Origin of the sequence: Paraglaciecola sp. L1A13, from assembly GCF_009796745.1 — a bacterium.
Taxonomy (GTDB): Bacteria; Pseudomonadota; Gammaproteobacteria; order Enterobacterales; family Alteromonadaceae; genus Paraglaciecola.
In genome coordinates this window covers 1,605,883-1,619,987 of sequence record NZ_CP047024.1, presented here as the reverse complement: position 1 = coordinate 1,619,987, position 14,105 = coordinate 1,605,883, and the positions used below count along the sequence as shown (strand labels likewise).

17 protein-coding genes are annotated in these 14,105 nt (G+C 42.8%); 16 read left to right on the top strand and 1 reads right to left on the bottom strand.

Features of this window, described 5'->3' with window-relative positions; translation table 11 throughout:
- Positions 1-13: 13 nt before the first annotated feature.
- From lptE to GQR89_RS06725, 16 genes are all read left to right on the top strand, one after another.
- Positions 14-535, top strand: a complete 522-nt coding sequence (lptE, locus tag GQR89_RS06800) for an LPS assembly lipoprotein LptE (protein WP_158769352.1) — start codon at positions 14-16, stop codon at positions 533-535.
- Positions 535-1,557, top strand: a complete 1,023-nt coding sequence (holA, locus tag GQR89_RS06795) for a DNA polymerase III subunit delta (RefSeq protein WP_158769351.1) — start codon at positions 535-537, stop codon at positions 1,555-1,557. The genes lptE and holA overlap by 1 nt, the downstream gene beginning before the upstream one ends.
- The gene (nadD, locus tag GQR89_RS06790; protein ID WP_158769350.1) at positions 1,554-2,213 is read left to right on the top strand and encodes a nicotinate-nucleotide adenylyltransferase; all 660 of its coding nucleotides are present in this window, start codon (positions 1,554-1,556) and stop codon (positions 2,211-2,213) included. Before holA ends, nadD begins: the two co-directional genes overlap by 4 nt.
- A gap of 49 nt (positions 2,214-2,262) precedes the next feature.
- Complete coding sequence (rsfS, locus tag GQR89_RS06785; RefSeq protein WP_158769349.1) at positions 2,263-2,580, top strand: ribosome silencing factor; 318 nt, start codon at positions 2,263-2,265, stop codon at positions 2,578-2,580.
- Positions 2,581-2,626: 46 nt separating this feature from the next.
- Positions 2,627-3,097 carry a 23S rRNA (pseudouridine(1915)-N(3))-methyltransferase RlmH gene (gene rlmH / locus GQR89_RS06780; protein WP_158769348.1) on the top strand — a complete coding sequence of 157 codons (471 nt, stop codon included), beginning with the start codon at positions 2,627-2,629 and terminating at the stop codon, positions 3,095-3,097.
- A gap of 2 nt (positions 3,098-3,099) precedes the next feature.
- The gene (gene mrdA, locus GQR89_RS06775; protein ID WP_158769347.1) at positions 3,100-5,031 is read left to right on the top strand and encodes a penicillin-binding protein 2; all 1,932 of its coding nucleotides are present in this window, start codon (positions 3,100-3,102) and stop codon (positions 5,029-5,031) included.
- 15 nt (positions 5,032-5,046) lie between these two features.
- Positions 5,047-6,171: a rod shape-determining protein RodA gene (rodA, locus tag GQR89_RS06770; RefSeq protein ID WP_158769346.1), complete on the top strand. Its 1,125-nt coding sequence runs from the start codon at positions 5,047-5,049 to the stop codon at positions 6,169-6,171.
- Positions 6,172-6,305: 134 nt separating this feature from the next.
- Positions 6,306-7,370: a lytic murein transglycosylase B gene (gene mltB, locus GQR89_RS06765; RefSeq protein WP_158772168.1), complete on the top strand. Its 1,065-nt coding sequence runs from the start codon at positions 6,306-6,308 to the stop codon at positions 7,368-7,370.
- The gene (locus GQR89_RS06760; protein ID WP_370461035.1) at positions 7,360-8,316 is read left to right on the top strand and encodes a septal ring lytic transglycosylase RlpA family protein; all 957 of its coding nucleotides are present in this window, start codon (positions 7,360-7,362) and stop codon (positions 8,314-8,316) included. Before mltB ends, GQR89_RS06760 begins: the two co-directional genes overlap by 11 nt.
- 181 nt (positions 8,317-8,497) lie before the next feature.
- On the top strand, positions 8,498-9,670 hold the full coding sequence (locus GQR89_RS06755; RefSeq protein ID WP_158769345.1) for a serine hydrolase: 1,173 nt from the start codon (positions 8,498-8,500) through the stop codon (positions 9,668-9,670).
- 17 nt (positions 9,671-9,687) lie between these two features.
- Positions 9,688-9,954 (top strand): DUF493 family protein YbeD, encoded by a 267-nt coding sequence (gene ybeD, locus GQR89_RS06750; protein ID WP_199271418.1) that lies wholly within the window; start codon positions 9,688-9,690, stop codon positions 9,952-9,954.
- A 36-nt stretch (positions 9,955-9,990) separates the two neighbouring features.
- A complete protein-coding gene (gene lipB, locus GQR89_RS06745) occupies positions 9,991-10,644 on the top strand; it encodes a lipoyl(octanoyl) transferase LipB (protein WP_158769343.1) in 654 nt (217 codons plus the stop codon).
- Positions 10,637-11,599 (top strand): lipoyl synthase, encoded by a 963-nt coding sequence (gene lipA, locus GQR89_RS06740; RefSeq protein WP_158769342.1) that lies wholly within the window; start codon positions 10,637-10,639, stop codon positions 11,597-11,599. The genes lipB and lipA overlap by 8 nt, the downstream gene beginning before the upstream one ends.
- A gap of 103 nt (positions 11,600-11,702) precedes the next feature.
- A complete protein-coding gene (locus GQR89_RS06735; protein ID WP_158769341.1) occupies positions 11,703-12,638 on the top strand; it encodes a peptidylprolyl isomerase in 936 nt (311 codons plus the stop codon).
- A gap of 100 nt (positions 12,639-12,738) precedes the next feature.
- The gene (locus tag GQR89_RS06730) at positions 12,739-13,023 is read left to right on the top strand and encodes a hypothetical protein (protein WP_158769340.1); all 285 of its coding nucleotides are present in this window, start codon (positions 12,739-12,741) and stop codon (positions 13,021-13,023) included.
- A gap of 49 nt (positions 13,024-13,072) precedes the next feature.
- A complete protein-coding gene (locus GQR89_RS06725) occupies positions 13,073-13,705 on the top strand; it encodes a cupin domain-containing protein (protein WP_370461033.1) in 633 nt (210 codons plus the stop codon).
- A gap of 38 nt (positions 13,706-13,743) precedes the next feature.
- Here the strand turns inward: GQR89_RS06725 and GQR89_RS06720 are convergent, their stop codons facing one another.
- A complete protein-coding gene (locus GQR89_RS06720; protein WP_233269108.1) occupies positions 13,744-14,079 on the bottom strand; it encodes a hypothetical protein in 336 nt (111 codons plus the stop codon).
- Positions 14,080-14,105: the final 26 nt, after the last annotated feature.

Here is a 14,105-nt window from a genome sequence, read left to right as displayed (position 1 = left end):
GTAGAAAAACGCAATGCGAAACCTGATCACCTGTTTATTATGTAGTTTCATCCTCAGTGGATGCGGTTTTTCATTGCGTGGCAATTACGAATTACCTGAGAGCATTACACAATTGAGGTTGGCCTCATCTGAAGCCCACTCAGCATTAGAGCGGGCGCTTCGTAAAGAACTTAAACCTTATAGTATTGAGATTATTGAGCATAGTGCTCAAGAACAACCCAATGCGCTTAATGTATATTTGCTCAGCGATACTCTCGACAGGCGTTTATTATCTTTATTTGCCACGGGGCAAGTTGCTGAGTACGAATTAATTTATACCGTTCGCTACGAGTTACAGTTTCCGCAAAGCGATGCTCAACTTGTAGAGTTTGATATAAAACGCGAGTACCAAGATGACCCTGATGCAGTATTAGCCAAATCTCGAGAGCTAGAGCTCGTATTATCTGAAATGCGTAAACAAGCGGCCAATCGGATTGTTCATCAAATATCGATTTCCCAACGTTCATTAGCAAATACGCCACTGCCAAGTCATTAATGCAAGTTTATCCAAATCGTTTCGCAGCTTCTTTAAATAAAGGCCTTCAGCCCTTTTATCTTATATTTGGCGACGAGCCGCAGCAAAAATTGACCGCCATTAATCAAGTGCGGAAAATAGCGTTACAAAACGGCTTTGACGAACGTCAGACGTTAGTTGCAGACGCACAATTTGATTGGCAAAAATTGCTTGAAGCTACCCAGACCTTATCATTATTTTCTTCTCGACAATATATAGAGCTAGAATTGCCTACGGGCAAACCCGGTGCGCAAGGAAGCAAGATACTGACAGAACTCAGCGTGCAAAGTAATCCAGACATTTTACTGGTAATTTATGGCGCAAAAATAGGTAAAGATGTACAAAATAGCAAATGGTTTAAGAGTCTTGATAAACAAGGAGTATATGTTCCGTGTTACCCATTAGAAGGCAACGCCTTGCAACAATGGTTGATGGAACAAATGCGCATTCAAGGCTTGCATGTATCACCTGACGTTACCCAATTGCTAAGTGAATACTGTGAAGGTAACTTATTGGCTGCCAGTCAGGAAATTGAAAAACTCTGTTTACTCTATCCCAACGGAAGCCCAACGTTAGAGCAGGTGGAACAAGCGGTAGTTGATCAATCTCGATACAACGTATTCCAATTAATAGATGTTTTACTCGCCGGCGACAGCCAAAAGTCTGTAAAAATGCTATATCGCTTAGAAAGCGAAGGAGTTGAACCGAATATAATTATGTGGGCATTAACCCGTGAATGGCAAGTCTTACGAGCACTCCAAGCGAGTAAACAACTTGGTCAGCCAATTAACTGGAATCAACACCGAATATGGAAAAATCGTCAAGGTTTGTACTTATCAGCCCTGCAACGCTTGACGCCTTTGCATATGCAGCAACTACAGCAAAAACTAAATACCATGGATAATGCGTTGAAGCAGTCGCAAGTTTTGCGTCCATATGTAGAACTATGTCATTTATGCTTGTTATTTATTCCCATGGCTTTAGAAAATTTTGCTTTAAATTGAATAATTTACGTCCAGCATTAGGCATATTTGGTGGCACATTTGATCCGATTCATTATGGCCATATAAAGCCGGTTATTGATGCCGCTCAGCAAGCATGTGTCCAATCCGTGGCAATGGTGCCGTGCCATATTCCTGTACACAAAAATCATGTTCCCAGTGCGACTAAACATCGATTGGCGATGCTCAGGCTGGCCATTGAAGAATACCCTCAGCTTTATATTGATGAACGTGAGATCCACAACTCAGCACCGTCTTACACCATACATACGTTACGTGCCCTACGCGCTGAATACCCCAAACATCCGCTATGTTTTTTTATTGGTATGGATTCACTTCATTCACTCACTAAATGGCACGAATGGCAGGCGTTATTCGATTACTGCCATTTCGTAGTCAGTTGCCGGCCAGGAATACAAAAGTCTGTATCGAGCGAATTACAGCAATTATTAAATACCCGACAAGTGATAACCAATAATGCGCTGCATAATGCGCTATGCGGCAAAATTTATTTAGCCGATACCCCGGAACTGGCAATTTCATCTACCGATATTCGCCAGCGTATACAAAAGGGGTTGCCGACCGAAAAAATGCTGAATCCCAACGTGCGGGCTTACATACATACACATAAGTTATATCAGGCAAGTACCACTTTCTGATAAACTCAACACTAATTCATTTAATATAAATTTAATAAAAGGAATCCCTTTGGATCACGAACAGTTAAAAGCCTTTGTGGTAGAAAAAATTGAAGACCTAAAAGCTCGAGATATCATAGATTTAGACGTATCAGAGAAATCAAGTGTCACCGAAACCATGCTGATATGTTCAGGTAACTCAAAACGTCACGTGGTGTCAATTGCCGAGAACGTTGTGGTTGAAGCCAAGCAAGCAGGCAATCCGCCATTAAGTATTGAAGGTCGTGAAGTCGGTGATTGGGTATTGGTTGATTTAGGTGACGTGGTACTACATGTGATGCAAGACGAAGCCAGAGATTTTTACCAATTAGAGAAACTTTGGGGCTGATAAAACCTCTAAACGTTAGCTTTAATATTGCAAAGTAGATAACGCCATGCGAATTCAACTAATAGCCGTGGGCAGTAAAATGCCAGGTTGGGTCGAACAAGGTTACCAACAATACGTTAAACGCTTTCCTGCTGATATGCCCCTTAGTCTGACAGAAATTCCTGCTGGCAAGCGAGGTAAAAATGCGGATATAAAACGCATTTTGCACAAGGAAGGTGAATTAACCATGGCGGCTATCCCCAAGGGTAACCGCATAGTGACCCTTGAGGTGACGGGCAAACCTTGGGATACCCCTATGCTCGCTAGCAATATGGAAAAATGGCAAATGGATGGTCGGGATGTAAGCTTGCTAATCGGTGGACCAGAAGGATTATCCCCAGAATGTATTGCTGCATCAGAACAAAAATGGTCGTTATCGCCATTAACTTTGCCTCACCCTCTAGTGCGCATCATCGTGGCTGAAAGCTTATATCGAGCTTGGTCAGTGAATACCAACCACCCTTACCACAGAGAGTAGCAATGGCCCGCCCACGCGTGACGATAAAAGATCATACTGCTGAAGCGAACCTGTTCGCCAGACGCACCGTGATTGCCATGCTAGTAATATTCATGATGATTGCCATGGTATTAAGCAATCTTTATTATCTACAGATCACCCGCCACGCAGACTATCAAACTCGATCAAATGACAACCGAATTAAAATCCTTCCGGTCGCCCCAAATCGAGGATTAATTTATGACCGAAATGGTATTTTATTAGCAGAAAATCGCCCGGTATTTAATCTTGAAGTAGTCCCTGAAAAAGTTAAAAATCTCGAAAAAACCCTCGGTCTATTAAGCGTATTGTTAGATATAGATGAAGATGAAGTAACTGATTTTTATCGTGAAATTAAACGTAATCGACGCTTTAAACCCGTTTCCCTGCGTAAACGCTTAACCCCACAGGAAGTAGCTCTTTTTTCCGCCAACCAGCACAAATTCCCCGGCGTCAGCGTTGAGGCGCGTCTTACGCGCTATTATCCTTACGGCAAAACCCTAACCCATGTGCTGGGTTATGTTTCAAGAATTAATAAAAAAGACTTACAAAAACTTAGCGAAGCCGGTCTTGAAGCAAATTACGCCGCGACTCACGACATTGGTAAATTGGGCGTCGAAAAATACCATGAGGATATTCTACATGGGCAAGTCGGGTATCAAGAAGTTGAAGTCAATAACCAAGGGCGAATTATTCGTACTTTGAATTTCAATCCTCCTGTGCCTGGGCAAGATATCGTTCTTAATATCGATTTGAAATTACAGCAAGAAGCTCAGAAAATTATGGATGGTGATAAAGGCACCATCGTTATGCTCGATTCTCAAAATGGCGGTGTCCTCGCGATGTACAGTAGCCCAAGTTACGACCCTAATTTATTCGTTCACGGGATCAGTAGTAAAAACTATAACGCCTTATTAAACTCAAAAGCGCGCCCACTTATTAATAGAGCCACTCAAGGACAATATCCTCCCGCTTCTACTGTCAAACCGCATTTAGCCTTGGTTGGATTAGAAGAACATGTGGTGACGCCCGAAACCCGAATATTTGATAACGGTAAATACCGCTTAAAGAACGTTGAACACGTTTGGCGCGACTGGAAAACATGGGGCCATGGTTGGGTCGATGTAACCTCAGCGATTGAGCAGTCCTGCGATATTTATTTCTATGATTTGGCCTATCGATTAGGCATCGATAGAATAAGCGACCATATGTTTGAATTTGGTTTTGGCGATTATACCGGAATCGATTTACACGAAGAGTCAGATGCTAATATGCCAAGTCGTGGATGGAAACGTGCTCGCTTTAACCAACCTTGGTACATAGGGGATACAATCCCAGTAGGAATTGGCCAAAGTTATTGGACTGCGACGCCTATTCAGTTGGCGCAGTCCATTACGACTCTGGTAAATCATGGCCAGCGCTTTATTCCGCAAATTATACGTGGCAGATATGTCGGCGACGAAATAGTGTTAGATGGCAGTAAGGAAAGACGTCCTTTGGATGTGAAAGACATTAAAAATTGGGACCTAGTACTCGACGCTATGTACGGCGTCGTCAATCGAAAAAATGGTACGGCACGTAAAGCGTTTGTAGACACGCCTTACGTATCCGCTGGTAAATCAGGGACTGCACAACTGGTGGCTATCGCCCAAGACGCCAAATACGATGCTGATAGTCTCGCCGCAAACTTGCGAGATAACGCAATGTATGTGGCGTTTGCGCCCTATGAAAAGCCTGAGATTACCATCGCGGTAGTATTAGAAAATGCTGGTGGAGGGAGTTCACAAGCCGCACCAATAGCTAAGCAAATGATGGACGAGTACTTTGCTGATCGGGATTTTGGCCCACGTCCAGAAGTCAAAGAGCGAGAAATCTCCAAAGATGTTGCAAAAAACGCCACTTCCCATAACCATTAATATCTGGCTGTCATTATGAATATGATGTTACGTACAAAGCTTGATCCCAATAAGCGCTCTCTTCTTAACCGTATACATTGTGATGGACCCTTGCTATTGGGCTTATTAGTGTTAATGGCTGTGGGCTTAGTTACTATTTATTCTGCTGGCGGCCAAGATTGGCAGCTTATCGACCGTCAACTTATACGTTTAGGTCTTGCGCTTGCAGTTATGTTAGTCGTAGCCCAAATTCCTCCTTTGGCCTATCAAAAACTATCAATTTATTTGTATCTCCTCGGGGTTGCGATGTTGGTAGCGGTTATCGTCTTTGGTCATGTAGGCAAAGGCGCACAGCGCTGGCTTGATTTGGGCGTACTGCGCTTTCAACCGTCTGAAATTATGAAACTCGCAGTGCCTATGATGGTTGCGTGGTATATCAGCCGATTTAACTTGCCGCCTAAATTACGACATATTTTAGTAGGTTTTATCCTCGTTGGGATCCCCACCCTATTGATCGCGCAGCAACCTGATTTAGGGACTTCTTTATTGATTGCCAGTTCAGGTGTATTTGCCCTTTTTTTAGCGGGCATGAGTTGGCGATTTATTGGTGCGATAGCCCTCTGCGTATCGATTTTTAGTCCTATAATGTGGAATTTTTTGATGAAGGATTATCAAAAACAACGGGTACTGACATTCCTGAATCCCGAAACCGACCCATTGGGTTCTGGCTATCACATTATCCAGTCGCAAATAGCCATCGGTTCAGGTGGGGCAGAAGGTAAAGGCTGGCTGCAAGGCACTCAATCACAATTGGAGTTTCTACCTGAGCGTCATACGGATTTCATCTTTGCCGTATTCAGTGAAGAGTTTGGCTTTTGGGGTGTGGTGGGCTTACTGGCCATTTACACGTTTATCGTTATTCGCGGCATGATCATTGCCAATCGAGCTCAAGATGCATTTAGCAAGATTTTAGCGGGCAGTATAACCCTGACTTTTTTCGTATACGTTTTTGTTAATATGGGCATGGTATCGGGCATATTGCCTGTGGTGGGCGTTCCGTTACCACTTGTCAGCTATGGCGGTACTTCAATGGTGACGCTATTAGCAGGTTTTGGCATATTAATGGCCATTGCCACGCAAAAACGATTACTGTCCCGTTAACATATTAGCCTGAACTTGCTATTCTTTTCGGTGGTTTCTTTGTACGTTATTTACTACTTTTTTATGGTGGGGTCATTTTGATACAATTGTCTTTTCAAATTAAGGCACAGCTCGCAAAACCATCAAGCCGCACAATGCGCGGCTTGGCCAAGGTTATTTTCGCTCTTTGTTTTACGACTATATCCCCTTTAAGTTCGGCTGAAGCCTTAGATACTGACGAAAAAGCTTTTGTACAAATGATGGTCAACGAACATCAATTTGACGCAAAAAAACTCGAACAACTAATGGCTTCTGCGGTAAAAGAGCAGAGTGTGATCGAAGCGATAAAACGTCCATGGGAAGCAAAACCTTGGCACCAGTATTATCCTATTTTTTTAACCGATAAACGCTTGAAAAAAGGACTCGAATTTTATCAGGCACACCGTGAAACTCTTGCCAGAGCAGAAAAAACCTACGGTGTACCTGCTGAAATGATTGTGGCTATTCTAGGCATAGAATCTTTTTACGGAACCTATACGGGTAACTATTCAGCGTTTAACGCCTTATATACTCTCGGGTTTCACTATCCGCCAAGGAAGTCTTTCTTCAAAAAAGAATTTGCCCAACTTTTACTGCTCGCAGAAGATGAAAAATTTGATGCTTCTGGGTTAAAAAGCTCTTACGCGGGCGCTTTAGGTTGGGGGCAATTTATTCCATCTAGTTACCGTCACTACGCGGTAGATTTTGACGATGACGGCGTGCGCGACTTACTCAATAATCCAGTGGATGCCATTGGCAGTATTGCTAATTACTTTAAGCGAAATGGCTGGAAAGCTGGAGAACCAGTAGCATTTCCGGTTGATGCCACAAGTGAACAGGCAAAACCTTGGCTTAAAAAGTCGCTCAAATATCGCAATACGTTTCAACAAGTTACTAAAGCAGGTATTCGCCTGAATGCTCTCTCGGCGCAGACCTATGCTATTGATAATGCTCAAAGCCAATGGAATAACATTCCTGCTGATAGCGAAAGCAAATTATTCGATTTTGCCCAACCTAATGGGATCGATTATTGGCTTGGCCTCAAAAACTTTTACGTTATCACCCGATACAATCACAGCAAGTTATACGCAATGGTAGCGTTTCAATTTAGCCGTCAGTTGGCTCAAGGAATAACGGCCATTGATGATAAAGCAGCCCAGGTGGACACCAATGATGCATAAGTTAGCGATTCTGGTTTTTTTCTTCTCCATTATTACGGCTTGTTCGCACACGCCTAATAACGGCAGTAGCCGATATAAACAAAGTAAAGACTCTGCTCCAAGCGCAATTAAAGAAGGTATGAAATTTGATGATGCCGAGCCAGAATTTGAACCTTATGCCTTAGCTAACCTGCGCAGTTATACTGTATTGGGTAAACACTACACCCCTTTAAAAACGGGAAAAGGTTACTCGGCCACAGGCGGAGCATCTTGGTATGGTCAAAAATTTCACGGCCATCTCACCTCAAACGGTGAAACTTACGACATGTACGCTATGTCAGCAGCCCATAAAACCTTACCATTGCCCTCTTATGTCAGAGTAACTAACCTAAAAAATGGCCGTGAAGCGATAGTGCGCGTTAATGACCGTGGACCTTTTCACGACAGTCGCATTATCGATTTATCTTATGCAGCGGCAATGAAGCTCGGCATGCTAAGCACAGGTACCACTCAAGTTAAAATAGATGTGATTCATATCGATGAAGCAGGTATGCAAACCGTAGGCAATGAAATGCCTGATGCGCCTACGCCTTTGAAAAATGACTCATCAGAAAATACGACTGTTCAGGTTGCACAAGTACCTAGAATACCGGCCATGACGCCAGCAGTCAGTTCGCCAACGACTAAAGCCATAACACTACCAGTTCATTCAACGACGACTGCTACCATAACGACGCAAGACAGCGTGTTTATTCAGATAGCCGCCTTAACCAACAACCAGCGCATTAAAAAAATTGGCACTGAATTGGCAAGTTTATATCAAGTGCCTTATGTGGCCCCCCTAGAAGAGGGGTTATATCGGTTACGATTAGGGCCATTTGGCTCTGATCATGAAGCCAGCGGAATATTAAGTCAGCTACGCAATACAGGGTATAACGACGCTTATAAGTTTTATCCAGTAAAATAACGTTAAGTTAAACTTTCCGCTGATAAGCTTGTCCAATTAACGGTTTTTAGGATTTGCTTTTATGTAACAATTTTTGTTGCTGGCGCAGTAAAGCTATCGAATTACTGATATATTAGCCGTCGGTTTAGGCACGACACATCATTTCTACATTCTTAACAAATAAACACTTTACGGTAGGTACATGCGAAACACCAAGACACTAATTTTAGCGGTATTTAGCTGCTTATCTCTTTCCTTTTTCTCTCATACAGCTAGTGCAGCGGTGATTATACCCGACGCACCATCCGTCTCAGCTAAAGGCTTTATTTTAATTGATTACCAAACAGGCAAGGTGATAGCGGAACAAAACGCCGATATTCAAATTCCCCCTGCCAGTTTAACCAAAATGATGACCAGCTATGTTATCGGTAAAGAGATTGCCAATGGCAATTTAAAAGATACTGATATGGTTACCATATCTGAAAATGCTTGGGCTAAAAACTTTCCTGATTCATCTAAGATGTTTATTGAAGTAGGCACACAAATATCTGTGGGCGATTTGAACCGTGGCATCATAGTGCAATCAGGCAATGATGCCTGCGTTGCAATGGCAGAACATATCGCTGGTAGTGAAGATGCCTTCGCTAGCATGATGAATCTGCATGCCGAAAAACTAGGCATGACCTCAACACATTTTGTTAATAGCCATGGTTTACAAGACGGCGACCATTACACCTCGCCACGCGATATGGCGATATTGGCCCGCGCTCTGATTACCGATGTGCCGAAAGAATATAAGGTTTACAGCGAGAAAGAATTCACCTACAACAATATTAAACAGTACAACCGAAATGGTTTGCTGTGGGATAAAAGCTTAAATGTAGACGGTATCAAGACGGGACATACGTCTGATGCGGGTTATAGTTTAGTGTCTTCTGCGACACAAGGTGACATGCGCTTGATCGCCGTAGTCATGGGTGCGGATAGCGAACGAGCACGTAAAGTAGAAAATAAAAAACTGCTTAAATATGGGTTTAGATTTTATGAAACGATCACCCCTTATAAAGCAGGCGAGAGCTTCGTGTCACACCGTATATTTATGGGCGATAAAGAAACCGTCGATCTTGGTATCTCTCAAGATACCCCCATTACTATCCCTCGCGGCCAGAGTAAAAATTTAGAAGCTAACTTCGAGCTAGACAAGAAGCTTGAAGCACCACTTGCCAAAGGCGAAGTAGTGGGCAAACTGTTTTTGCAACTGGACGGTGAAGACGTAGCCGAATATCCTTTGGTTACATTACAAGAAGTAAAAGAAGGTGGCATGATTGACCGCCTTGTAGACTTCGTAAAACTGCAGCTTGGTTTTGATAGCTAAGGAACATTGAAAAAGACATTATGGATACTCAATTTGATAAACTACTCGATTTCCCCTGCCACCAAACGTTCAAGATATTGGGCGTCGCGGATGAATCTTTACCCGATCACGTAGTTAACTGCTTACAAAATCACGCTCCTGGCGATTATTCGCCACGCGTTAAAGCAAGCTCGAAAGGCAACTATCACTCGTTGTCTATCAGTGTGCGCGTAACCAGCAAAGACCATATGGAAACCATTTACACTGAGTTATCCAAACTTGAATTAGTGCGCATGGTGCTTTAAGCCCATGCTTTTTCTGAAACAGGACACCCTAAAGGTTTGAACAACACCGCTCCCGTTATTCTTCGCCAACTTGGCCGTCAAGCATATTTGCCAATTTGGCAAGCGATGCAGGAATTCACCGATACACGCGACGCCAATAGTCCAGACGAGATTTGGCTGGTCGAACATGATCCGGTGTTCACCCAAGGCCAAGCTGGCAAAGAAGAGCATGTACTCGCACCGGGTGATATTCCAGTGGTTAAAGTTGACCGCGGGGGGCAAGTGACGTATCACGGCCCTGGCCAGCAAATGATGTACGTGTTACTTAATTTAAAACGCCACTCTTTAGGTGTGCGTGCATTAGTCACCGCACTTGAAAGCTGTATAGTTGAAACACTTAAAGAATATTCTATTGATGCCTACCCTCGCGCCGATGCGCCAGGTGTGTATGTTAATAGCAAAAAAGTCTGTTCCATCGGTCTACGTATTCGTAGGGGATGCTCATTCCACGGTTTGGCACTCAACGTAAATATGGACTTAGCGCCATTTCAGCGTATCAATCCTTGTGGTTATGCTGGTCTAGAAATGATAGATTGCACTCAATTAGATGGGCCTAACACCTTAGCGGTCGCTGGCCCCGCTATCGCCGAAAAATTATGTTCATTGCTTGGTATTGCAAGCGTCGAAAACAAAGAAGGTTTTGATGAGTAACGCACGTCCACAAGCCGGAGTGAAACTCCGCGATGATGAAAAAGTAAAACATATTCCGATCACTATCATGCCTACTGAAAAGGCAGAGATGTTACGTAAGCCTGAATGGATCAAAATCAGGCTGCCACGCACAACAGATCGCATCGATCATATTAAAAAGACTTTGCGCAAAAATAATTTGCATTCTGTATGCGAAGAAGCCAGTTGCCCTAACTTAGCAGAATGTTTCAATCACGGTACTGCTACGTTTATGATCCTGGGTGATATATGTACGCGTCGTTGTCCGTTTTGCGATGTAGCCCATGGCAAGCCATTACCACCGAGTGCCGAAGAGCCTATCAAGTTGGCTAAAACCATCGCTGAAATGGGGCTGAAATATGTTGTTATTACCTCAGTCGATCGGGATGATTTACGCGACGGTGGTGCACAACATTTTGTTGATTGCATAAATGCTATACGTGAGCACAGCCCTAGTACTAAAATTGAAGTATTGGTGCCTGATTTTCGTGGCCGTATGGACACTGCATTAGAGATTTTAAAGAATGGTGTGCCAGATGTGTTTAATCATAATTTAGAAACCATTCCACGTTTATACCGTGAGTGCCGTCCAGGCGCTAACTACCAATGGTCTCTCGATCTTCTAAAGAAATTCAAAGAGCAGCATCCTGAGATCCCAACCAAATCTGGTTTGATGATGGGCATGGGTGAAAACAAAGAAGAAATTGCTTTAGTACTTAAAGACCTACGTGCTCACAACGTTGAAATGCTTACCCTTGGTCAGTATTTACAACCAAGCAAGCATCACTTTCCATTAAAGCGCTATGTTCACCCAACAGAGTTTGATGAACTAGGTGTGATTGCTAAGGATATTGGTTTCACTCATGCCGCATGTGGGCCTATGGTACGTTCAAGTTACCATGCAGACAAACAAGCGGCCGGTGTTGAAGTTAAATAAAGCTAAGCAACTTACGTTATAGTTGCGTTAAAACAAAACTCGCCAATCGGCGAGTTTTTTGTTTCTATAGTCGCAGTCATACCTATTACTAAAAACAATAATAATGCTTACACCAAGTACCTATATTCGATATATCGTTGTGTTAAGTGTGCTCATCTGCACATCGACCTCAGCAACTCAGGCACAACACCCACCTGAGCCCACTGTGATCTCAAGCAGCACAAACCATTCTCAAAATGAATGGCGCAGTCCAGACAGCGACAACTTAATTTATATGCAGCTTGAAACAGGTCTAGTGATTATGGAGCTCGCTCCGTTTATGTCACCCATGAATGTTGCGCAATTTAAAAACTTAGTCATGGATAGATTTTATGATGGGCTCGATTTCTATCGCGTTATAGACGGGTTTGTCGCCCAAGGTGGCGATGTAAGTGAAAGTAAACAGCATAAATATAGCAAACAGCTCCCCGCGGAATTAAGTCGCTCATCAAGTCGCTCATTAAGTGAAAAAGCACCTTCAGAGGAATTTATGGTAGTGCAATCACCTGATTTTATGGCACCGCAAACAGGCTTCTTAAACGGTTTTGCAGCAGGTCGCGATCAGCAAGCCAATAAAGAATGGCTTGTGCATTGTCCCGGCGTCGTTGCTATGGGTCGAAACAATGCCCTGAACACCGCCAGTACAGAGTTTTATATCACTATTGGTCAGGCAACTCGTCACCTGGATAGAAATATGAGCGTGCTTGGTAAAGTCATTTACGGCATGGATCATGTGCAAAGTATTAAAAGAGCATCTGTTAACGTCCCTAGTGGTGTCATTGAAGACCCAACAAAGCGCACAGGTATAGTTTGGGTTAAACTTGCCCATGACGTACCTTCACAGGACCGTATTCATGTACAAGTTCAAAATGAGTACTCAGATGCTGTGATCTCTCGCCTAGACGGTGGACGAACACTCGGGAATGAATTTTTTCATTTTAAAGGTAACGGTAATCTAGACGTGTGTTACTACAATTTAAAGACGCGAATAATAAAGTGATTAACCCAGCGACTGACAAGGTTATATTGAATATAATAAGCGCTGAGTAAATCGTAACATTTTAACCAACAGTTTATTGATTGAGAAACGAGTAAATAAAATGAATTTAGACAAAGCACATAAGCGCATTGATAAACGAGTCAAACGCGGCTTTCACGGTTATCCAATGATAAGTATCTGCTATTTTGGCCCCAGTGCTGAGCTAGCGACTAGGGTGGAAGTAGGTTTTATAGAACAAGAAGAAGCAGAGCCAATGGTTGAAAGTTTCAATAGCACTAGTGATATCCGTAAAGACGAAACGGTGCAAACCACGATTATAAAAATCATCGACCGAGTGGATGCAAAAACTGTAACTCTAGATGAAGCAGTCAACCCACTTTCCTGATCCAGTAAACTTTTTAAGTGAATTAATTAAACGCTAACAAAAGAGTAAAATGAACGACATGCAGAATCATACTTTCTTTAAAACATGGTCTAAATTCAAGATTTACAATCCACTAATGTTATTGGGGTTAATAACGAGCGTAGCGTTTACCTCAACACATATTGAAGCCAACCAGGAAGTTCCTGCACTCACAAAAGAGCAAGTTATTTCACAACTCAATTTATCTCATCATTTTGAGGGTGGTTATTTTCGCCAAACGTTCAAAGCCCAGCATAGGGATAAAGTCGCCACATCTCGCGGTGATAGAACAACCATGACAGCCATCTTTTACATGTTGACTGATGATAATAACGTTGATCATTTTCACACCAAATATTCTGACGGCATTGAGTTTTATCATATGGGTTCCCCCATTACATATCACATGATTTACCCTGATGGCCGCTATGAAAAAGTGGTGGTTGGACCCGATATTCAAAATGGTCAGCAACTTCAACTCGCGGTTCCAGGTGGTACCTACAAAGCTGCTGAATTGACAACTGGAACTTACGGCCTGGTCAGTGAGTCAGTCGCACCTGGATGGGAAGCAGAGGACATGGTTGACGTTAGTCGAGATGAACTACTCATACAGTTTCCTCAGCACAGAGATATCATTGAGCGGTTAGCGAATAAAAAACCTTAATGACTGTGGGTATTGTAGTGTATTGCGATAAAGTATGACTAATCGCAGTTCACTATCGAAAAGGTCAATTGACAATCAATATGCTTAAGTAATCTATTCACTATACTTGGTGTCACCACAACACTATCTTGATATGGTAAATTAGCACTGACGAAAATATCACATTCGTCTAAAGCAATTTGCTGACGCACAAAAAATATATTCAATGCATCCAAACGCTGCTCTTTTAAATCCACACTGCCTTCGTATCGGCCTGCTACCGCTAATTCACGATAAGATGCTCCTTCTACTTCCCTAGAAAGCGTAAATGCCTGCATTTTATCTAAATTTAAAAAGCGAAAACGTACATTTGGTATAATATTATTTTGCTTCACAGGCTCTTCCTGAATTAATTTCCAAA

Coding starts and splice junctions, on each gene's coding strand:
- lptE (WP_158769352.1), top strand. CDS start 14: ATGCGAAACCTGATCACCTGTTTATTATGTAGTTTCATCCTCAGTGGA.
- holA (WP_158769351.1), top strand. CDS start 535: ATGCAAGTTTATCCAAATCGTTTCGCAGCTTCTTTAAATAAAGGCCTT.
- rlmH (WP_158769348.1), top strand. CDS start 2,627: ATGCGAATTCAACTAATAGCCGTGGGCAGTAAAATGCCAGGTTGGGTC.
- mrdA (WP_158769347.1), top strand. CDS start 3,100: ATGGCCCGCCCACGCGTGACGATAAAAGATCATACTGCTGAAGCGAAC.
- rodA (WP_158769346.1), top strand. CDS start 5,047: ATGAATATGATGTTACGTACAAAGCTTGATCCCAATAAGCGCTCTCTT.
- mltB (WP_158772168.1), top strand. CDS start 6,306: ATGCGCGGCTTGGCCAAGGTTATTTTCGCTCTTTGTTTTACGACTATA.
- GQR89_RS06760 (WP_370461035.1), top strand. CDS start 7,360: ATGATGCATAAGTTAGCGATTCTGGTTTTTTTCTTCTCCATTATTACG.
- GQR89_RS06755 (WP_158769345.1), top strand. CDS start 8,498: ATGCGAAACACCAAGACACTAATTTTAGCGGTATTTAGCTGCTTATCT.
- lipA (WP_158769342.1), top strand. CDS start 10,637: ATGAGTAACGCACGTCCACAAGCCGGAGTGAAACTCCGCGATGATGAA.
- GQR89_RS06735 (WP_158769341.1), top strand. CDS start 11,703: ATGCTTACACCAAGTACCTATATTCGATATATCGTTGTGTTAAGTGTG.
- GQR89_RS06730 (WP_158769340.1), top strand. CDS start 12,739: ATGAATTTAGACAAAGCACATAAGCGCATTGATAAACGAGTCAAACGC.
- GQR89_RS06725 (WP_370461033.1), top strand. CDS start 13,073: ATGAACGACATGCAGAATCATACTTTCTTTAAAACATGGTCTAAATTC.